This is a genomic window from Priestia megaterium, from assembly GCF_046599315.1.
GTDB lineage: Bacteria > Bacillota > Bacilli > Bacillales > Bacillaceae_H > Priestia > Priestia megaterium_F.
Map to the genome: position 1 here is coordinate 121,837 of NZ_JBKIKC010000009.1, position 19,645 is coordinate 141,481.

The window sequence follows — 19,645 nt, forward strand, 5'->3', positions numbered from 1 at the left end:
CTTAAATTAGTCAACTTTATTTTTATGTAAGTTTACATTTTTTCTTTTCTCAAATCTACATTTACGGTACACTAAAAGTAAAATAAAAAGGGAGTTTACGCAGTAATGAAACGAATTGAAGAACTAATTTTTAATCAGTGCCAACAAACGCCTGACGGACTGGCACTATCGGATTCTATTAATAAGCTAAGCTACAGTCAAATGTGGGATTGTGTATGCAAAGCCGAAAAACAGCTGCAAGAAAAAGGGATGAAAGGGGGGGAGCTCGTTGCTTTAGGCATGCCAAACAATGTAGAAGCTATTGTGTCATTTTTAGCGATTTTAAAAGCCGGTGGAGTGGTAATGCTTTTACACAATGAGTTAACAGACGCTGAAATCGATACTTATTTTTCGATTCAATCTCCGAATTGGCTATGGGAAACTTCTTCTTTAACTAACATAACAAAAGAAAAACCTATGCTGCCCGTACGGCAAGTGAATGCACTGTCCGATCTATTTTTATTTGGATTTACCTCTGGGTCAACAGGAAGGCCTAAAGGGTTTGTAAAATCGCATCATTCTTGGTCTTCATCATTTCAAGAATGGTCCAGCATATTTTCTTTACAGAAACATGGAAAAGTGCTTGTTCCTTTACATATCTCGTATTCCGCGCAGCTTTACCCAGTTTTACATGCGCTTTGCAGCGGCATGCACGCTGTTATTTTAGAAGCGTTTACACCTTCTGCTGTTTTTAAGAAGGAAGCTAGCTGTATGTCTATTACACCAGCATTAATTTCTCCTTTGCTTCGTTACGTACAAAGCAGACCGAAAGAGAAACGACTTCTGCCAAAGACCGTGATTTCAGTAGGCAATAAATTATCGCCTTCCGTTCGAAAGAAATTTTCACAAGCGTTTCCTCTTGCCTCTCTTTATGAATATTACGGATCTTCCGAAATGGGATTTGTTACGGTGCTTTCACCCGATACAGCTGAAACGATGCCTCATACAGTAGGTTATCCTGTTGACAGTGTAGACGTTTTAATCCTTAATGAACGTGGAAAAGAAGTGGAAAAAGGGGACAAAGGAACATTATTTGTGAAAACAAATCAAGCATTTGAAGGGTTTGTTAATGACAGCAAAGAAACAAACCGCTCGTTTTTGAACGGATATGTTACGTCGCATGATATTGCGGTTCAACTTCCAGACGGAAGCATTACCATCGTAGGGAGAGATAAAAACGTGATTAAAAGCAGCGGAAGCTTAGTGTATGCCGAAGAAATTGAAGAGCTGCTTTTACAAATACCTGGCGTTAGCGAAGCAGCCGTTTTTAGCGTAGTAGATGCTGAACGTTCAGAAGTCGTAGGTGCAGCAATTGTTCTAGAGAACATTTCTCTTTCTGATGTGAGACAAGCGCTGACAAAACAAGTATCTGCTTATAAAATCCCGCGCGTATGGAGAATTTTAAAGTCCTTTCCGCGAATGAAAAATGGTAAAATTGACAAAGCAGCGATATACAGCCACTTTACAGAGAAAGAAGGGAAGATATATGATCTCATTTGAACCCATTACAGCTGACACGATGTATATTGTTTCAGAGATTATCAATTCAAACGAAGCTTATAACGTGTTAGAAAACGGCAAGAAAGAGCGGAGTGAACAAGAGCTTTTTAAAGAATACATGAACGAAAAAACAGACAGTTATTTTATAAAAGCTGACGATACATACGTAGGGGTTATCGATTACATGAAACAAAATCCTAACGATGACCATCCATGGATCGGAGCTTTTATCATTCATAGCGCCTATCACAATTTTAGTTTTGGAACACAGGCGTATTTAGCGTTTGAAGACAAGTTAAAAGAAGAAGGAGTTTTAGTTCTACGCCTTGGCGTTCTGTCTCAAAATCCTAGAGCCCAGCTGTTTTGGGAACGTCTTGGTTTTACACAGTACGCAACTAAGCCGCTGCATCATAATCAAGTTAACTGCTTGGAAAAAGAGCTATAGAAAAATCCGTGGATATAACCCACGGATTTTTTTATTATTTTATTAAAACGGCTGTATTGGCTGGAATCACAAGCTGGTTTTTGATTTTTTTTGCACCTTTTTCACTAGCAAAAATCAATTTGCCTTTAGCCGCCACAGATACTTTTACAGGTTGATTTGAAATATTATGATACACGCTAATCGATTTACCTTTATAGGTGCGGCTATAGGCAACGACTTCTTTTTGGTCTACTGAAATAGATTGAAGGGTTCCTTTTACTAACTCTTCATACTGCTGACGCACACGAATCATTTCACGGTAATGATTTAACAAAGAATCCTTTTGTTTTGTTTGTGCTTCTACTGACACACCATTGCCGCCTTTGTTGTATACAGGTGTTTCCCAGCTGGTTTGTCCAAGTCCGTTCCCTTCGTACCAGCGGAACGGTTCACGAATTAATTCATCAGGCTTTTCACCGGTCATTCCAATTTCTTCACCGTAATAAATATACGGATTTCCAGGAAGCGTAAGTAAGATAGAAGCAGCTGATTTTGCTTTATTCACATCGCCGCTCAGCTCACTCATGACGCGATTTTGGTCATGGTTAGTTAAGAAAATGCCATCAATTTTATTTGGATTGTATGATTTGAACAGCTCATCTGTTGCGGCTGCTGCAGTCGCGATTCCTTGATCATTTCCCGCCTTTACAGAGTTGACAATCTTTCCTGCTAAATCAAAGTTAAATAAAGAATCAAGCGATTGATAGTAAGGAGCCACGACTTCAGGCTGATCCCATACTTCACCCGTTAGATATACGTTGGGGTTTTCTTTTTTCATCGCATCTCTGAACTCATTCCACCACAGGATATTTTTCTTAGCGCCTTCAGCTGTTTGACCTTTAAAAATATGAAGCGCAGCATCTAGGCGGAACCCGTCAACTCCTTGCTTTAGCCAAAATTTTCCGACGTTAATCATTTCTTTTCTTACTTCAGGATTATCGTAATTTAAGTCCGGCATCCCTTCCCAAAACGTTCCATAAAAATACTCTCCGTTTGGAGCTTTATGCCATACTTGCTGTCCCCAAGATCCTTTTTCGTTCAAGTCAGTATTTTTATCAGCCCAAATATAGTAATCTCTGTACTTGCTGTATTTATCTTTTAAAGCAGCTTGAAACCAAGGGTGTTCACTGCTCGTATGATTCACAACGAGGTCCATAATAACCTTTACATCTCGTTTATCTGCTTCTTTCATCAGCTTGCGAAAATCTTGCAGACTTCCATACTGCGGATCAATGTTATAATAGTCCGTTACATCATATTTATGGTAGCTAGGAGAAGGGTTTACCGGCATCATCCAAATCCCGTTTACTTGAAGATCATTTTTTGTATGAGAATTGCCGTCGTTTAAATAATCCAGCTTTTGTGTAAGACCTTTTAAATCACCATGCCCATCCTTATTTGCATCATAGAAAGAGTTTACATACACCTCATAAAAGACACCGTTTTTATCTGCTGTTGGACCCTTACCTTTATGTACGGTTTCTGCGTGAGCGCCTGTTGATAAGCTAGCAGCCAGCGGCAGTGTTAGTGCTAAAGCCGTCCATTTTTTCCCTTTCATCGTTTCATCCCCCTTTTTGCAATCGTTTGCATAAATTTGACTACAATTGAAATATAGCACCTTGTTGAAAACGATTACAATAAAAATTTCATTTTGATTATTTTGAACTATTAATTATTCTGACAACCTGTTTATTTACTGCGTCTAATGACATTAAGGGGTTGCGTTATATTAAGTCTATAGATAGAAGAGATCAATAAAATAAGGGAGTATTATCCAAGCGAAAATAATGACTATGTCAAATATTCTGACAATGTTATTGTTCAATTCATCATCTCGTGCTACAATCCAAGTATAACTGAAAAACGGTACTTCAATTCCGAAAAACGGAACAAAAGGTATTGATGCAGATAACATAGCTTGAATTTTCCTTACTATCTGCAAATGATTACGCTTACATTAAAAGGTTAAGGGGGAAGAACGCAATGAGTAAAGTAGATTTAAACTGTGATTTAGGGGAAAGCTTTGGTGCTTATCACATTGGCAATGATGAAGCAATCTTAGATTATGTGACGTCTGTGAACGTAGCCTGTGGATTTCACGCAGGGGATCCGAGCGTCATGAGAAAAACTGTAAGATTGGCTGCTGAAAAAAAGGTGCAAATTGGTGCTCATCCTGGCCTACAGGACCTTATCGGTTTTGGACGTAGAAACATGAATATTTCACCTCAAGAAGCCTACGATATCGTGGTATATCAAATTGGTGCATTAAACGGTTTTTTGCAAGCAGAAGGGGTATCAATGCAGCATGTAAAGCCCCACGGTGCACTATATAACATGGCTGCTAAAAATAAAGCTTTGTCGGAAGCGATAGCAAAAGCTGTTTACAACGTAAATCCCGAACTGATTTTATTTGGGCTATCTGGAAGTGAGCTCATTCAAGCGGGTAACAAAATTGGGCTAAAAACGGCCAATGAGGTATTTGCAGACCGTACCTATCAATTAGACGGTTCTCTCACTGCTCGCACCGAACCAAATGCTTTAATCGAAAATGATGACGAAGCTGTTTTTCAAGTTATTACAATGGTGAAAGAAGGGAAAGTAAAATCTCAGCAAGGCAAGGATATAGAGTTACAAGCAGATACAATTTGTATTCATGGAGACGGGGCTCACGCACTTGAATTTGCTCGTCACGTGAACCGTTCTTTAAAAGCATCAGAAGTAGTAGTTAAAGCTATTTCACAATAAAAACTACATACAATCAGGAGGAAGATGATATTGGAGCCCATTAAAAAATCAACACCTCAGCAAAAGCTTTCGGCTGCGCCTAAAGTAAACTGGACGTTAATGCTTGGAGCCGCTTTTTTAATGGCCACATCGGCTATTGGACCAGGCTTTTTAACTCAAACTACCGTATTCACACAAAATTTAGCAGCAAGTTTTGGATTTGTTATTTTAATTTCAATTATCCTTGATATCTTTGCTCAAACCAACGTATGGAGGATTATTGCTGTTTCTGAAAAACGCGGACAAGAGATCGCCAACATGGTATTTCCAGGATTAGGATACGTGCTCGCTATTTTAATTGTAATCGGAGGACTTGCATTTAATATTGGAAATATTGCTGGTGCCGGGCTTGGTTTAAATGCGATTACAGGTATTTCTCCAACGGCCGGGGCTGCAATTAGTGCAGTAATCGCTGTATTAATCTTCGTTGTAAAAGAAGCTGGAAAAGCAATGGATCGCTTCACGCAAATTGCAGGTTTTGTCATGATTGGACTAATGGTATATGTGGCAGCTACGACTTCACCTCCCGTTGGAGAAGCTGTAGTGAAAACTTTTGTTCCTGATAAAATCGACATTATTGCTATCGTTACGCTTGTTGGAGGAACTGTAGGTGGTTATATTACCTTTGCTGGCGGACATCGTCTTTTAGATGCTGGTGTAAAAGGCATTGATTCTTTACCTCAAGTAACAAAAAGTTCTGTAACAGGAATTCTTATCACTTCCGTTATGCGAATTGCGTTGTTTTTAGCTGTACTTGGCGTTGTGTCTAAAGGGATGCAAATTGACCCGGCCAACCCTCCAGCATCCGTTTTTCAGCTTGCAGCAGGAAACGTCGGCTATAAAATCTTCGGGATTGTCATGTGGTCTGCCGCTATTACGTCCGTGGTAGGAGCTGCTTATACATCCGTTTCATTTATTCAAACTTTTAGTGAAAAACTTAATAAGAACTCAAACTGGATTATTATTGGTTTTATTATTATTTCAACTTTGTCGTTCGTCTTAATTGGAAAACCTGTAAAAGTTCTTCTTTTAGTGGGCGCACTCAATGGATTAATTCTGCCGGTCGCTCTTGGAACATTATTGATTGCTGCGTACAAAAAAAGTATTGTTGGCGAGTATAAACACCCTTTATGGCTCACTATTTCCGGTGTACTTGTTGTTATTGTTATGGCTTTAATGGGCGGCTATACATTAATTGATCAAATTCCTCAATTATTTAAATAAAATAAGGTGCCTGCACGTAAGTTGCGTGCGGGCAATGATGGGAGATAGAAATATGGCAAACCTTTCACAACTAACTCCAGCTGAACTCCGTCAGCAAATCCGTAACAATCAGCTTATTCAGCCAACAGCAGGCATGGCAAACGGCTATGCTCAAGCTAATTTAGCTATTTTACCAAAGAAACAAGCTTTTGACTTTCTATTGTTCTGTCAGCGTAATCCTAAATCTTGTCCGCTTTTAGATGTAACGGACGTTGGATCTCCGGTGCCAAAGTTTGCAGCTCCGTCGGGAGATATTCGTACAGACATCCCCAAGTATCGAATCTATGAAAATGGGGAACTAGTAAAAGAAGTAACCGATATCACGGACTACTGGGCAGAAGATATGGTAGCGTTTCTTATCGGCTGCAGTTTTACGTTTGAACAGGCACTTTTAAACAATAACATACCCGTTCGTCACATTGAAGAAAATTGTAATGTCCCTATGTATAAAACAAATATTTCGTGCACTGAAGCAGGAATATTCCACGGATCAACGGTGGTTAGTATGCGTCCAATTCCTCAGCAAGATGTAGTGCGAGCAGCACAAGTAACTTCACGTTTTCCAGCTGTGCATGGAGGACCTGTTCACATTGGAGATCCCGCTGCGATAGGGATAAAAGACGTTCAATCTCCGGATTTTGGTGATGCCGTTTCCATTAAGGAAGGCGAAGTTCCTGTGTTCTGGGCTTGTGGTGTAACCCCTCAAGCTGTAGCAATGGAAACAAAACCTTCTATGATGATTACACATGCTCCCGGGCATATGTTTATCACCGATATTCGAGATGAAAAACTAGGTGTTTTATAAAAGAAAGAGGTGTAGATATGAATCAAACCGTAACAAAAGCGTCCGCTGTTATTTCCCCGCTTGGCGACTCAGCGCTTGTTATAACGTTTGGAGATAGTATTCAGTACGATATTCATAAACAAATTAAAACATGTAAAGATTCGATAGAATTAAATCCTTTTCCTGGGTTTATCGAATGTGTGCCGGCATTCACGAACCTTACAATCTTTTATAACCCTCTTGAAGTTGTAGCAGCCGTGAAAAAAAAGCAGAAGAAGGAATTTGTTTCTCCTTTCGCGGTGGTGGCTTCTATTATTCAAAAAAAATTAGAGAACGAGCAGACAGAAAAAGAGTTAGCACATCGCACGGTTTCCATTCCAGTTTGCTACGGAGGAGAGTATGGTCCTGACCTTGAATATGTCGCTCGCCACCATAACTTAACAACTGAAGAGGTAATTCATATTCATTCTGAAGGCGAATATTTAGCGTACATGATTGGATTTGCTCCTGGATTTCCATTTCTCGGAGGACTATCTGAAAAAATTGCTACGCCTCGCAGGTCGTCTCCCCGCACATCTATTCCTGCTGGATCAGTTGGTATTGCAGGAATGCAAACAGGAGTGTATCCTATTTCCACTCCTGGAGGATGGCAATTAATTGGCCAAACGCCTATTAAACTGTTTTTGCCTGAACAAAATCCGCCAAGTTTGCTGCAAGCTGGAGACATTGTAAAATTTGAGCCCATTTCTAAAGAAAAGTATCAAGAAATACAGGCAAAGGAGGGGGAAAAATGAGTATACGAGTCAGTAAAGCTGGATTATTAACGAGCATTCAAGATTTAGGAAGAAGAGGGTTTCAACAGCACGGTGTGGTTGTAAGCGGTGCAATGGATTCTTATTCTCTTCGAATTGCTAATTTACTAGTTGGTAACGATGAAAAAGAAGCGGGACTTGAAGTTACGCTAATGGGACCTACTCTTGAAATAGAAAAAGATTGTTTAGTGGCAATTACGGGGGAGATTTAACTCCTTCGGTCAACGGAAAGCCAGTCCCAATGTGGAAACCTTTGTTTATTCCAAAGGGAAGCACTTTATCATTTGGTACTTGTAGAACTGGGTGTCGTTCTTATCTATCTGTAGCGGGAGGGTTTGCTGTTGATGAAGTATTAAATAGTAAAAGCACGTATTTGAGAGGCGAAATTGGTGGCTACAAAGGAAGAGCATTACAAACAGGTGATGTTTTACCACTATCTGTTCCTGCTGCTTCGAAACCTGCTTTTCTTTCAAATGAACTAGTAAATGGGGTATATACTTCTTCATGGTCTGTAAAATATAAGGAATTTGTTCATTTTACAAAAAAACCAGGTGTTCGTGTCACTAATGGCAGTCAATTTGATTTATTTACAGCTGAAAGCAAAAATCATTTTATTGAACAGCCCTTTAAAGTATTGAATCAATCAGATCGAATGGGCTATCGAATGGACGGACCTTCTCTTCAGCTTCAAGAGAAAAAAGAGTTATTGTCTGAAGCCGTTTCACAAGGTTCTGTTCAAGTTCCACCAGATGGAAACCCCATTATCCTGTTAGCGGACCGTCAAACTACGGGGGGATACCCTAAAATCGCTCAAGTAATCACAGCGGATTTACCGCTTTTAGCTCAGGTGAAGCCTGGAGAGTCCATTTACTTTTCTCACATTTCGCTTCATGAAGCAGAAAAAATCTATTTGGAAAAAGAGCAGCTGCTTCAAGAATTGAAGATTGGCATTAACCTTGCGTCAACTAAATAACATAAAATGGGAGTGACAATAGATGATAAACGTACGTGAATTGCAAGAAGTAGTTTCATTAATGAATGAATCTGGTATTCAAAAGCTCCATATTGAACATGATGGTACAAAAGTTGTCATTGATAAAGCAGGAATCCCTTTAGAGGACACAGCAGCTGTTACAGAAGTAAAAAACGAGGAAGTAAAAGCCGTTGCTACTGAGCAAGTGTCTCAAGATTCTACGTCTGTAAGTTCAGCAGAAAACAATGAAAAACAAATTTTATCACCAATGGTCGGAACGTTTTATTCCAAGCCAGAAGCAGACGCCGATCCCTTTATTCAAGTAGGACAAACAATTGAACGTAAAGATGTTGTATGTGTGATTGAAGCGATGAAGCTGTTTAACGAAGTAGATGCCGGAATGGAAGGAGAAGTGCTTGAAATCCTTGTGAAAGACGGAGATGTTGTTGAATTTGGACAGCCTTTATTTACCGTAAAATCATACTAAAGTATACATACTGTCAGGAGGAGTTATTATGTTCAAAAAGGTCTTAATCGCAAACCGCGGCGAGATTGCAGTTCGTATCATTCGAGCTTGTAAAGAGATGGGAATTGCAACCGTGGCAGTTTATTCAGAAGCAGACAAAGATGCACTTCATGTAAAGCTAGCAGATGAGTCATTTTGTATTGGCAAAACGTCTTCTAAAGAAAGCTACTTAAATATTCGCAACCTGCTTACTGTAGCGCAAGTGACCAAAGCAGACGCTGTTCATCCTGGCTACGGATTTTTAGCTGAAAACGCTGATTTTGCTGAGATGTGTGAATCCTATAATATCACCTTTATTGGTCCGAAAGCGGAAGCTATCCGTAAAATGGGGGCAAAAGCTGTAGCGCGAGATACCATGAAACAAGCCGGTGTGCCTATTGTACCTGGAACGGAAGGACTGATTGAAGATAGCAGATCCGCTATTCCAGTAGCACGAGAAATAGGCTATCCTATCATCGTAAAAGCCACGGCGGGCGGCGGCGGAAAAGGAATGCGGCTAGCTCATAGCGAAGAAGAGCTAGAAAAAGCGATTCGTCAAGCTCAGCATGAAGCAGAAACAGCTTTTGGAAACGGCGGAGTATACCTTGAAAAGTATTTAGAAGAACCGAAACACATCGAAATTCAAATTATTGCTGATGAAGAAGGAAATGTAGTTCATTTAGGTGAACGAGATTGTTCGATTCAACGACGTCATCAAAAATTAGTAGAAGAAGCTCCGTCACCTGCAGTAGATGAAAACCTTCGTGCGAAAATGGGCAAAGCGGCAGTCTTGGCAGCTAAAGCAGTCGATTATACAGGTGTGGGAACAGTTGAGTTTCTGTTAGATAAGCATGGGCATTTTTACTTTATGGAAATGAACACACGTATTCAAGTTGAACACCCCGTTACAGAACTTGTAACAAACATCGATTTAATTAAAGAACAAATTTCGGTAGCAGCAGGTTACCCGCTATCATTTGCTCAACAGGATGTTCAGTTAAAAGGATGGGCAATGGAGTGCCGAATCAATGCAGAAAATCCGGCTAAAAACTTTATGCCTTCTCCTGGAAAAGTGGAGATGTATTTACCTCCTGGCGGCTACGGGGTTCGTGTAGACAGCGCCGTTTACCCAAGCTATGAAATTTCTCCATTTTATGATTCAATGGTGGCGAAATTGATCGTAACAGGGAAAGACCGACATGAAGCGATTCAACGAATGAAACGTGCGCTCGAAGAATTTATCATTATAGGTATTCATACAACCATTCCTTTTCATTTAGAATTACTGGATCATCCTTCGTTTAAAGAAGGGGATTTCACAACCAAATTTCTAGAAAGTAATCCCATTTCAATTAAAGAACTAGAAATGGTGTAAAAAAGGAAAGTGCTCTATATAAGGGAGTGCTTTCCTTTTTTTCTTCATGTATAATAAAAAGAACATATCATTAGCTAGTAAGCTATACGTCTACCAAATACATATATTCGCATAAATAAGGGAGAAGGTTTCATGCAAGCTAACAATAAAACAGTCGTTAAATCCATGCAGATTCTCACGCTTTTTATCAAGTACCCTAAACTGACTTTCACAGAAATGATGGAGTACTCAGGCGTTCCTAAAACCTCTTTGCATCGAATGATTGGCTCGCTTGAAGAGATGGGCTTTTTAACAAAAGATGCGCAAGGTTACTACTCGCTTGGGCTTTTATTCTTGCAGTTTGGCCAGCTAGTGGCTAATCGTTTAGATATTAGAAGTATTGCGAAGCCTGTAATGGAAACGCTCCGAGACGACGTAGAAGAAGCGGTTAATTTAATTGTACGAGACGGGAATGAAGCTATGTATATTGAAAAAGTAGATACGCTTCATCCAGTGCGTCTCTATACATCAATTGGAAGGCGTTCACCTCTTTATGCAGGAGCCTGTTCACGCATTATCTTGGCCTATTTACCTGAAAAAGAACAAGAGGAATATATTAATCAAACGGAGCTAGCTCCAATAGGTATTGGAACCATTACAGATAAAAAGAAGCTAAGAAATGCACTAAAAGAAGCAAAAGAAAAAGGGTATACAATTAGCACCTCTGAATTAGAAAACTTTACAACATCCGTGAGCGCGCCGATTGTAAATCATCAAAATGAAGTGGTTGCAGGCATTAGCGTAGCGGGAATTGAAGCGAGATTTCAAGAGGACAGACTGCCGTTCATTATTCAAAAAGTAACAGAAGCAGCGAGCGTAATTTCTCAAAAGCTCGGTTATGAAGGGTCATTTAAGTAGCATACATAGAAAAATGGAGGTAGAACATTGAAACGATTAGAAGGTAAAACAGTCGCATTGGTAGGTCAGCGTAAAGTAGAAGAAATCAGCAAAATTGTTGAAAATCTTGGCGGGACTCCGCTTGTACGACCTGCACAAGGAACCATCTTTTTAGATGACACACATTTAGAAGCAGATATTAAAGAACTGGTAAAAGGAAATTATGATTGGTTTATTTTTACGACTGGCGTCGGCACAGAAATTCTTTATAAAACGGCAGATAAGCTAGGGCTGGCTGACAAATTTCTGTCTTCTTTACAAGCAGCCAATATTGCTGCACGCGGGTATAAAACTGTAAATATGTTAAAAAAGCTTGGAATTACTCCAACCGTTCGAGATGATGATGGAAGTACAGCAGGACTAGTCAGAGCACTTCATTCGTTTTCTTTTGAAGGAAAGCATGTAGCGCTTCAGCTTCACGGAGACCCTGCACCAAAGTTGATTGATTTTCTTTCAAATCAAAAAGCCCAGTTTAAAGAGATTTTACCGTATCAGCATATTCCGCCACAAGCAGAAGTGATGGAACAGCTTATAAACGAATTAATAAGTGGAAAAATCGACGCAGTCAATTTCACAAGCGCTCCGCAGGCCCGCTTTTTATTTTCGTTTGCAAGAGAATATGGGCAAGCTGATCATATTCGAGAACTCTTTGAAAGCTCTGTAGTAGCTGTGGCCGTTGGAAAAGTAACCGCTGCTGCTTTAAGAGAAGAAGGAGTAGGCCGTATTGTTATTCCTGATCAAGAAAGAATGGGAAGCGCAATTGTAGCTTTAGAACATTATTATCAGCAGCGTGATTAAAAAACCTTCTCGCCTCACAGCGAGAAGGTTTTTTGTATGATTTCATCCACACCTTGTCGAATATTGTTTATTAACTGCCTATCAACCTCTTTTTAAACACCTTCGAACGATAAAAAAATAGATTTGTTACTATTTTAGAAAATCATTTTCAAATATTGTAAAAACAGTAGAAAAAGGTGAAAAAATAGACGTAGATGTTAAAAAATTGTTACGTTCATTTTAGAAACAACTTACATCTAAGCAGCTTAAAAAAGGTGAATTACCTACTTCCTCATGCTGGAAACATTGCTGTTTGAAGTCTGGTAGATTGTTTCTTTTGATGGGAATATAGAGGTATATTTTTTTAGGTAAAGGTGAATGTACATGCAAGCTTTAAATGTTACATTACTGAAATACAATTGTAATATTGTTATTCTTTTTTTAAACGTTTATCGTGGTATAATTTTCGTAGATTTTCATTAGCAGATTTAGCTATTTATCGACAAATACAGGGAACTTTACATAAATTGTAAGACTTTTATACATATTGATACATAATTAGAACTTACTAGTTTAACAGAGCGAGAAAGCGGAGGAATTCATAGTGAAAAAGAAAATGCTTTTACTTAATACAACGGTTTTATTAGGTCTAGGAGGAGTTTTATCAACTCCAGCGTATGCCTCTACCATTCAGGAGATGGAATCACAAAAATCTCAAATTCAAAATCAGCGTCAAGATGTGCAATCTAATATTAAAGCAGCTTCTGACGAATTGACACGCCTTCAAGCAGAACAAGATCAAATGAAAGCACAGCTCGAGCGATTAACATTAGCAGAAGCAGAAAATAATAAAAAAGCCCAAAAAACAGAAGCGGATATTAAAGAAACGTCTAAACAAGTAGCCCAGCTTGAAAAAGAAATTAAGCTGCTTCAGGAAAAACTTGAAAAGCGAAATGATATTTTAAAAGATCGTGCACGTTCCCTACAAGAAAGCGGTGGTAACATAGAGTATCTACAAGTTTTACTTGGTTCTTCAAGCTTTAGTGATTTTGTAGACCGCGCGCTAGCTGTTTCAACTATTGTAGATGCAGACCGTGATATTCTAAAAGAAACAAAAAAGATGCAAGACGAATTAAAAACAAAACAAGCAGATGTTAAATCTAAGCTAGCTAGCTTAGAAGACATGAAAGCAGAACTGGATGAAATGACTGTTCAGTTAGCAGCTCAAAAGAAACAAAAAGATGCATTGGCAAAAGAACTAAAAGATAAAGAAGCAAAAAATGAAGAATTAAAAGCTTCTCTACAAGCAAAAGACAGCTCTCTTGCAAATGAACAGTCTACGCTTGAACAAAATATTAAAGATCAAAAAGCTGCGGAAGAAGCAGCAAGAAAAGCAGCTGAACAAGCGGCTAAAGAGGCAGCTAAGAAAGCAGCCGAACAAGCTCAAAAAGCAGCGACTGCGCCAGCTGAAAAAGCCGATTCATCGTCTGCTAAGGAAGAAGCGCCAAAGGCAAGAAGCAATGATGTGGCACCTACAAGCGCTCCGGCTCCAAAAGCTAGCAACGTTGTAACGGTAGGAAACCGCTGGATTGGAAACTCTGCTTATGTATTTGGCGGAGGACGCAGCCAATCGGATATTAACCACGGTTTGTTTGACTGCTCGTCATTTATACATTGGGCATATGCTCAAGTAGGCATCAACCTTGGGCCTCTTGGATCTGTAAGTACAGAAACGTTAAAGCATGCTGGAACACAAGTGTCTTCTAGTCAAATGCAGCCTGGAGATCTTGTTTTCTTCGATACATATAAAAAAGATGGCCACGTTGGTATTTATGTAGGAGGCGGCAAGTTCATCGGTGCTCAAAGCTCAACGGGTGTTGCAATTGCAAACATGAGCAGCGGCTATTGGAAAGCCCATTTCAACGGACGCGTAGTTCGTATTTAATAGGGTATAGTAAAAAGAAAACATCCAATTTAAAGGATGTTTTCTTTTTACATTGTAAGGAGCGTATGACTATGAATTCTATTTTTGATCATATAAAACCCAACTTAGATATTTTATTTGTCGGTTTTAACCCAAGCATCCGTTCCGGTGAAACGGGTCATCATTTTGCTAATCCAACCAATCGATTCTGGACGATTCTTCATAAAGCAGGTTTGACAGATCGTAAATACCGTCCGGAAGAAGATCACTCGCTGCTACAATTAGGATACGGTTTAACAAATATTGTAGAGCGTCCTACAAAGGCAGCTGATGATATCACAAAAGAAGAATATGCAGAAGGTAGAGAAATCCTAAAGAAAAAAATAGCGACATATACGCCTAAAATCGTCTGTTTTGTTGGAAAAGGTGTCTATCAGCAGTTCAGCGGACGTAAGCAAGTAAGGTGGGGGAAACAAGAGGAATCGGTGGTATCAGAAATAATGGACTTTGTTGCCCCGTCTTCAAGCGGGCTCGTTCGAATGAAAGTAGATGAAGTAGTCGCTATTTATGCAGAGCTTCCGAAGTTACTGCATACATTAAAATAGAGAAAGTCCTAGGCTTTCTCTATTTTGTAAATGAAATATCAATTTGAATAATCTCTGATCGGCTTCCAATTCGAAGAGGAGGACCCCAAAAGCCAAATCCTGATGAGACAATGGTGTGCAGTTGATTATTTTGCTTGTAGCCCCAATCAATTTCAAATAACCTCTTTGTGATCAAATGATTAGGTGCCATTTGTCCTCTGTGAGTATGGCCGCATAGAAGCAAATCTACGCCTGCTTGTTCAGCTTCTTTTAAAGAAAGCGGCTGATGATCCATTGCAATAACCGGAAGAGAACGATCCGTTTCACTCGCTAAATCAAAAAAGCTGTCTCGGTTTTTATCCGTCTTATCTTTTCTTCCAATTAAGTATAAGCTATCGCCTATGTTTAACACTTCATCCATTAAAATAGGAATGTTCATTTCTTTCATTCTTTCCACAAACTGAGGAATCTTCCCGCCATAATACTCATGGTTTCCCAAAATTCCATATGTGCCTAAAGGCGCTTTGAGCTGTTTCATCATATAATCCATTTCTTTTTTAAAGAATACTTGGGGATCATCGTCAATAATATCTCCAGGAAGTAAAATAAGATCCGGCTGTATCTTTTGAACATGAGTGATTAACCGCTGCAAATGTTTTTTGCCGGACAATGTGCCAAAGTGCATATCGGATGCTACGGCAATGCGGAGGTTTTTCCGATTCGTTTTTTTAGCAAGCGAAATCGTATATTTCCTTACTACAGGGCTGTAAGCATTGTACGTACCGTAAGCAAAAATGAGTAAAAAAGCCGCAATCATGAAAAATCCGATTGAATCGATAGCTGTAGAAAGCGAAGCGCCTAGAAGAGTGAGAATATATACGGCTAGATTACCTATAGGAAGTAGTAGAACTGAATATTGAATAAACCCTAACCAATACGACCCTGCAATTTTAAACATACTCACCTGTTGAAACGCACGACTGATGATAAAGGAATAAGCAAAAAACACTATGATGACTGTAAGAATCCATTTGTTTTCCACTTCAAACATTGTATGAAGCCACACCCAAGCGTTCCATCCAATGTACAGCACGAATAAGTTATATAAAATAACAACTAAAATAGACCTTACTAACACACTTACTTTCATAAGCTAACCTCTTTTCTTTCATCCGTAATTCCACTATAGCTCATTTTTATTGCTTCAACAAAATTTTATCTCTTCTTCTCAGCAATAAAATTTTTACTTTTCTCCCGAACGAAAAAACACACCTATACAAAACAGGTGTGTTTTTTGTATTAATGATGATGCGCGTGGTGAAGGCTGCTAATCACAAATTCAGGCTCTGGAACATGGAAATATTGAATCCATACGCCTTCTAAAAATTTCTCGCGTTTATCTAAAATAATATCGATATCTTTATCCGTTTTTACGATTTCATCATGTTCAGTCGGTGTATCAAATTTCCAATCGTAATGCGCGTGATCACCGTGATCTATAGTCACATATACACGAATCATTTTTCCTTGACCTTCTGGACTAGCCAATGCATTTTTTAACACTTTTGCTGCGTTTCGATTAATTTTTACTTCCATTTCGAAAACTCCATTCTGTAACTTAGTATGTAAAGTATTTTCGCAAACTTAAACGAAAAAGAGAAATTTTTTGCCTGACGATTTTTGTAGGGTTGCTTCATTCCGCCGTGATGCGCTACACTACACCATAATGAACGAAAAAGGAGCGTATGATGAATGAAGATTGTTGTTTTAGGTGACACCCATATTCCAAAAAGAGCGAAACATTTTCCAAAAAGACTCCTTGCCGAACTGAAAACAGCTAATACTATTATTCATACTGGAGATTTTCAAACGATGGATGTATACAATGAACTGCGCGCTTTTGCTCCTGTACACGGCGTGATTGGAAATGTAGACAGTGAAGAGCTGCAGCGAGTACTTCCATATTCATTGCTTCTTCCGTTTGATAATATTACTATTGGCGTAACCCACGGTCATGGAAAAGAAAAAACGACTGAAAAACGTGCACTTGCGGCATTTGAACATCAAAAAGTGGACGCAGTAATTTTTGGTCATTCTCACATTCCTGTTCATAAAAAAATTGGTGATATTACGTTGTTTAATGCAGGTTCCGCTACTGACAAGCGGCGTGAGAAACAATTTTCGTTTGGACTACTGTACATACAAAAAAACACGCTGCATTTTAAACATGTTTTTTATGATTCTAAAGACTAAAACAAGAGCGGACTCTTGTTTTAGCACTTTTACGTTGTATGGTCTAAATGAGCGATATATTCGTGAAGCTTATTTTCTTCGTAATCGTTTAAGTCATGCATTGGAATAACCTGCTGAGTTTGAGGATCCGTTCCTCTTACTTCTGCGATTTTGACTCCTTCTTTATAGATATTAAAAATATCTTTTTCTTCCCCGCGCTGAACCTTTTCTGTTTCAAACATTGAAAAAGACTTGCTGTTTTTACTTTCTTCCATTAAAATCACCTACTTTTTTTATCATACTCTTATCTTTTCACACCCATTGCTAATTATGTATACACTCGGTGACTAAAAGAATATGAAGTCTTGCCGATAGAAAGAAAGTGCACGATCATTTTTAACTACAGAGAGAGAGGCTACATAGCATGGCGAGAGTAAGAAAAAAAAGGTCCTTTAATAACTTTAAAACAAAACTAGTGCTAGCATTTACGGGAATTTTATTAGTACCGTCTGTTACGATAGGTGTATCAGCTTACATAACAGCAAAACATGAAATTGAAAACGAAATTATCAATACAGCACAGCAAAATGTACAGTCCATTAATTCAGTGATTGACGATACCGTTGGACCAAAAATCCATGATGTAGATTTTTTTGCGTCAATGGTGAACAACGAACGCTACAATGAAAAAGATATGACCACTTTAAGAAAAGACTTTAACTTATATGCTTCTCTTCATCCAGAAGCCATCAGCATTTTTACAGGAAATCAGCAGGGGCAGTTTATTCAATCTCCTAAAAAAGTGACACAATCAGGCTATGATCCCAGAAAACGAGATTGGTACAAGCTAGCGATGCAACACAAAGGAAAAACAGTTATCACTGAACCTTATTCTGCAGCTTCTACAGGTCAAATGGTCATTACTGTAGCAAAAACAACTGCGGATGGCATGGGTGTTATTGCGTTAGATTTAGATATAAGCCGCATTAATAAAGCTGTCAGTAAAGTGAAAATCGGAGAAAAAGGATATCCATTTCTTTTAGATGTAGATAGAAAATATATTGTTCATCCTACGGAAAAAGCAGGCACAAAAGCTACACAATCTCTTTTTGACCAGCTTTATGCAAAGAGTTCCGGATCTTTTGAATATACCTTTAACGGTGATGAAAAAAAGATGGTGTTTACCACGAACAAAACAACAAACTGGAAAGTTGCAGGTGCTATGTATTCATCAGAAGTGAGTGAAGCAGCACAGCCTATCTTTTACAAAACACTATTCATTATCATAGCTTGTCTGATAATGGGTAGTCTTACTATCTTTGTAGTGTTGCAATCAATCATTAAACCACTCAAACAGCTGAAAAATCAAGCGCTGCGCGTCAGTGAAGGAGATCTAACAACAGCGATTACCGTCAATTCAAAGGATGAAATCGGTGAGTTAGGGTATGCTTTTAGTCAGATGCAAAACAATCTTCGCATATTAATTCAAAATGTTGAAATGAGTGCTGAACAAGTGGCTGCTTCTTCAGAAGAGCTCACGGCCAGCTCACAACAAACAAGCGCTGCGACTGAACAAGTATCAGTTGCGATTCAAGAAGTAGCTTCTAGTGCTGAAAAACAAACGGCTGTTATTGACCAAAATGCAGCTTCTTTAGATGAGATTGTACAAGGGGTTTATACAATTGCTCAGCGTACAGAAACCGTTTCTCAGCTATCAAATCATATGACGTCTGAAGCTGTAGAAGGCGGAAAAGCTGTGAGAGAAACGGTGGAACAAATGGAATCCATTTCTCAATCCGTCGAGCTATCTAATACAACTATTCGTACTTTATTTCAACGTTCAAAAGAAGTTGGAACAATTTTAGAAGTAATCAGCGGTATTGCTGCTCAAACAAATTTACTTGCTTTAAATGCTGCAATTGAAGCGGCACGAGCTGGAGAACACGGAAAAGGGTTTTCTGTTGTGGCAGCGGAAGTGAGGAAGCTAGCAGAACAATCACAAGTGTCCGCATCTCAAATTTCTGATCTTATTCAAGCTATTCAACAAGATACTCAGGAGTCTGTACATACGATGGAGCAAGTTACAAACAAAGTTGAAGAAGGACTAACGATTTCACAGACAGCTATTCAAAAGTTCGAACAAATTCTAAGCAGCATGAATGAAACGGCTCCGCAAGTTGAAGAAGTCGCTGCGATTGCTCAGCAAATTTCAGCAGCTGTTGAAGAAGTAGCGCGTACAGCGGGTGAAATGGTGATCCTTGCTAAAGGAAATGCGGCTACATCTGAAGAAGTGGCCGCGTCTACTGAAGAACAGTTGGCTTCAATGGAAGAAATCGCTGTTTCTGCACAATCTCTGTCTCAAATGGCAGAACAATTAACAGCGCTCATCAGCAAATTTAATTTGTAAAATATGAATCAAATCGTCATAGACCTCTTTTATATTGGAAAAAGTAGAACATACACATATGAAAGAGGTGACAGTATCTGATGAAGCAAACAAAAATGAACTTTGAGCCAGCTTCAATTAACGATGATATGCATGCGAAGCTAAAACAGCTAGAGGAACAGTTTCAACAAACGTTAGGAAAAAGAGTAGCTTTAGTTGCATACGAAGCTGAAAAATAAAGAAACAAAAAAAGAAAAGACACTAGGTCTTTTCTTTTTTTGTTTCAA

19 protein-coding genes and 1 pseudogene are annotated in these 19,645 nt (G+C 38.9%); 16 read left to right on the forward strand and 4 right to left on the reverse strand.

The features are described 5' to 3' along the window. The first annotated feature begins 105 nt into the window (after positions 1–105). Both ACLHDF_RS22260 and ACLHDF_RS22265 read left to right on the forward strand, forming a co-directional pair. Complete coding sequence (locus ACLHDF_RS22260) at positions 106–1,539, forward strand: class I adenylate-forming enzyme family protein (RefSeq protein WP_413920788.1); 1,434 nt, start codon at positions 106–108, stop codon at positions 1,537–1,539. Continuing rightward, positions 1,526–1,984, forward strand: a complete 459-nt coding sequence (locus ACLHDF_RS22265; protein ID WP_413920789.1) for a GNAT family N-acetyltransferase — start codon at positions 1,526–1,528, stop codon at positions 1,982–1,984. The genes ACLHDF_RS22260 and ACLHDF_RS22265 overlap by 14 nt, the downstream gene beginning before the upstream one ends. 34 nt (positions 1,985–2,018) lie before the next feature. On the opposite strand, the gene ACLHDF_RS22270 is transcribed toward ACLHDF_RS22265, so the two are convergent. After that, a complete protein-coding gene (locus tag ACLHDF_RS22270; RefSeq protein ID WP_413920790.1) occupies positions 2,019–3,581 on the reverse strand; it encodes an alpha-amylase family glycosyl hydrolase in 1,563 nt (520 codons plus the stop codon). 425 nt (positions 3,582–4,006) lie between these two features. Between ACLHDF_RS22270 and pxpA the strand changes: the two genes are divergently transcribed. The 11 genes and pseudogenes from pxpA (at position 4,007) to mug (ending at position 14,761) form a co-directional block, all read left to right on the forward strand. Beyond that, positions 4,007–4,768 carry a 5-oxoprolinase subunit PxpA gene (gene pxpA, locus ACLHDF_RS22275; RefSeq protein ID WP_251393561.1) on the forward strand — a complete coding sequence of 254 codons (762 nt, stop codon included), beginning with the start codon at positions 4,007–4,009 and terminating at the stop codon, positions 4,766–4,768. A 24-nt stretch (positions 4,769–4,792) separates the two neighbouring features. Further along, on the forward strand, positions 4,793–6,031 hold the full coding sequence (locus ACLHDF_RS22280; protein WP_413920791.1) for an NRAMP family divalent metal transporter: 1,239 nt from the start codon (positions 4,793–4,795) through the stop codon (positions 6,029–6,031). A gap of 52 nt (positions 6,032–6,083) precedes the next feature. Continuing rightward, positions 6,084–6,875 carry a putative hydro-lyase gene (locus ACLHDF_RS22285; protein ID WP_413920792.1) on the forward strand — a complete coding sequence of 264 codons (792 nt, stop codon included), beginning with the start codon at positions 6,084–6,086 and terminating at the stop codon, positions 6,873–6,875. A 17-nt stretch (positions 6,876–6,892) separates the two neighbouring features. Beyond that, positions 6,893–7,648, forward strand: a complete 756-nt coding sequence (gene pxpB / locus ACLHDF_RS22290) for a 5-oxoprolinase subunit PxpB (protein ID WP_413920793.1) — start codon at positions 6,893–6,895, stop codon at positions 7,646–7,648. Then, positions 7,645–8,639: pseudogene (locus ACLHDF_RS22295) on the forward strand (biotin-dependent carboxyltransferase family protein). The gene pxpB and the pseudogene ACLHDF_RS22295 overlap by 4 nt, the downstream one beginning before the upstream one ends. 22 nt (positions 8,640–8,661) lie before the next feature. Continuing rightward, positions 8,662–9,126, forward strand: a complete 465-nt coding sequence (gene accB, locus ACLHDF_RS22300) for an acetyl-CoA carboxylase biotin carboxyl carrier protein (RefSeq protein ID WP_413920794.1) — start codon at positions 8,662–8,664, stop codon at positions 9,124–9,126. A 28-nt stretch (positions 9,127–9,154) separates the two neighbouring features. After that, positions 9,155–10,519: an acetyl-CoA carboxylase biotin carboxylase subunit gene (accC, locus tag ACLHDF_RS22305; protein WP_413920795.1), complete on the forward strand. Its 1,365-nt coding sequence runs from the start codon at positions 9,155–9,157 to the stop codon at positions 10,517–10,519. Positions 10,520–10,651: 132 nt separating this feature from the next. Continuing rightward, entirely contained in the window at positions 10,652–11,416 is a 765-nt protein-coding gene (locus ACLHDF_RS22310; RefSeq protein ID WP_413920796.1) for an IclR family transcriptional regulator, read from the forward strand. A 27-nt stretch (positions 11,417–11,443) separates the two neighbouring features. Beyond that, positions 11,444–12,253, forward strand: a complete 810-nt coding sequence (locus tag ACLHDF_RS22315; protein WP_413920797.1) for a uroporphyrinogen-III synthase — start codon at positions 11,444–11,446, stop codon at positions 12,251–12,253. 583 nt (positions 12,254–12,836) lie between these two features. After that, the gene (locus ACLHDF_RS22320; protein ID WP_413920798.1) at positions 12,837–14,177 is read left to right on the forward strand and encodes a coiled-coil domain-containing protein; all 1,341 of its coding nucleotides are present in this window, start codon (positions 12,837–12,839) and stop codon (positions 14,175–14,177) included. Between the two features lie 71 nt (positions 14,178–14,248). Continuing rightward, entirely contained in the window at positions 14,249–14,761 is a 513-nt protein-coding gene (gene mug, locus ACLHDF_RS22325) for a G/U mismatch-specific DNA glycosylase (RefSeq protein WP_413920799.1), read from the forward strand. Positions 14,762–14,780: 19 nt separating this feature from the next. Here the strand turns inward: mug and ACLHDF_RS22330 are convergent, their stop codons facing one another. Then, complete coding sequence (locus tag ACLHDF_RS22330; protein ID WP_413920800.1) at positions 14,781–15,890, reverse strand: metallophosphoesterase; 1,110 nt, start codon at positions 15,888–15,890, stop codon at positions 14,781–14,783. A 149-nt stretch (positions 15,891–16,039) separates the two neighbouring features. Beyond that, positions 16,040–16,336, reverse strand: a complete 297-nt coding sequence (locus ACLHDF_RS22335; RefSeq protein WP_413920801.1) for an iron-sulfur cluster assembly accessory protein — start codon at positions 16,334–16,336, stop codon at positions 16,040–16,042. A gap of 156 nt (positions 16,337–16,492) precedes the next feature. On the opposite strand from ACLHDF_RS22335, the gene ACLHDF_RS22340 reads away from it, so the two are divergent. Further along, the gene (locus tag ACLHDF_RS22340) at positions 16,493–16,993 is read left to right on the forward strand and encodes a metallophosphoesterase family protein (RefSeq protein ID WP_413920802.1); all 501 of its coding nucleotides are present in this window, start codon (positions 16,493–16,495) and stop codon (positions 16,991–16,993) included. A gap of 29 nt (positions 16,994–17,022) precedes the next feature. Here the strand turns inward: ACLHDF_RS22340 and ACLHDF_RS22345 are convergent, their stop codons facing one another. Continuing rightward, positions 17,023–17,247: a hypothetical protein gene (locus tag ACLHDF_RS22345; protein ID WP_014459961.1), complete on the reverse strand. Its 225-nt coding sequence runs from the start codon at positions 17,245–17,247 to the stop codon at positions 17,023–17,025. Positions 17,248–17,396: 149 nt separating this feature from the next. Here ACLHDF_RS22345 and ACLHDF_RS22350 point away from each other — a divergent pair, with 149 nt between their 5' ends. Both ACLHDF_RS22350 and ACLHDF_RS22355 read left to right on the forward strand, forming a co-directional pair. Further along, positions 17,397–19,379 (forward strand): methyl-accepting chemotaxis protein, encoded by a 1,983-nt coding sequence (locus ACLHDF_RS22350; RefSeq protein ID WP_413920803.1) that lies wholly within the window; start codon positions 17,397–17,399, stop codon positions 19,377–19,379. An 80-nt stretch (positions 19,380–19,459) separates the two neighbouring features. Continuing rightward, positions 19,460–19,597, forward strand: a complete 138-nt coding sequence (locus ACLHDF_RS22355) for a hypothetical protein (RefSeq protein WP_413920804.1) — start codon at positions 19,460–19,462, stop codon at positions 19,595–19,597. Positions 19,598–19,645: the final 48 nt, after the last annotated feature.

Coding starts and splice junctions, on each gene's coding strand:
- ACLHDF_RS22260 (WP_413920788.1), top strand. CDS start 106: ATGAAACGAATTGAAGAACTAATTTTTAATCAGTGCCAACAAACGCCT.
- ACLHDF_RS22265 (WP_413920789.1), top strand. CDS start 1,526: ATGATCTCATTTGAACCCATTACAGCTGACACGATGTATATTGTTTCA.
- ACLHDF_RS22270 (WP_413920790.1), bottom strand. CDS start 3,581: ATGAAAGGGAAAAAATGGACGGCTTTAGCACTAACACTGCCGCTGGCT.
- pxpA (WP_251393561.1), top strand. CDS start 4,007: ATGAGTAAAGTAGATTTAAACTGTGATTTAGGGGAAAGCTTTGGTGCT.
- ACLHDF_RS22280 (WP_413920791.1), top strand. CDS start 4,793: ATGATATTGGAGCCCATTAAAAAATCAACACCTCAGCAAAAGCTTTCG.
- ACLHDF_RS22285 (WP_413920792.1), top strand. CDS start 6,084: ATGGCAAACCTTTCACAACTAACTCCAGCTGAACTCCGTCAGCAAATC.
- pxpB (WP_413920793.1), top strand. CDS start 6,893: ATGAATCAAACCGTAACAAAAGCGTCCGCTGTTATTTCCCCGCTTGGC.
- accB (WP_413920794.1), top strand. CDS start 8,662: ATGATAAACGTACGTGAATTGCAAGAAGTAGTTTCATTAATGAATGAA.
- accC (WP_413920795.1), top strand. CDS start 9,155: ATGTTCAAAAAGGTCTTAATCGCAAACCGCGGCGAGATTGCAGTTCGT.
- ACLHDF_RS22310 (WP_413920796.1), top strand. CDS start 10,652: ATGCAAGCTAACAATAAAACAGTCGTTAAATCCATGCAGATTCTCACG.
- mug (WP_413920799.1), top strand. CDS start 14,249: ATGAATTCTATTTTTGATCATATAAAACCCAACTTAGATATTTTATTT.
- ACLHDF_RS22330 (WP_413920800.1), bottom strand. CDS start 15,890: ATGAAAGTAAGTGTGTTAGTAAGGTCTATTTTAGTTGTTATTTTATAT.
- ACLHDF_RS22335 (WP_413920801.1), bottom strand. CDS start 16,336: ATGGAAGTAAAAATTAATCGAAACGCAGCAAAAGTGTTAAAAAATGCA.
- ACLHDF_RS22340 (WP_413920802.1), top strand. CDS start 16,493: ATGAAGATTGTTGTTTTAGGTGACACCCATATTCCAAAAAGAGCGAAA.
- ACLHDF_RS22345 (WP_014459961.1), bottom strand. CDS start 17,247: ATGGAAGAAAGTAAAAACAGCAAGTCTTTTTCAATGTTTGAAACAGAA.
- ACLHDF_RS22350 (WP_413920803.1), top strand. CDS start 17,397: ATGGCGAGAGTAAGAAAAAAAAGGTCCTTTAATAACTTTAAAACAAAA.
- ACLHDF_RS22355 (WP_413920804.1), top strand. CDS start 19,460: ATGAAGCAAACAAAAATGAACTTTGAGCCAGCTTCAATTAACGATGAT.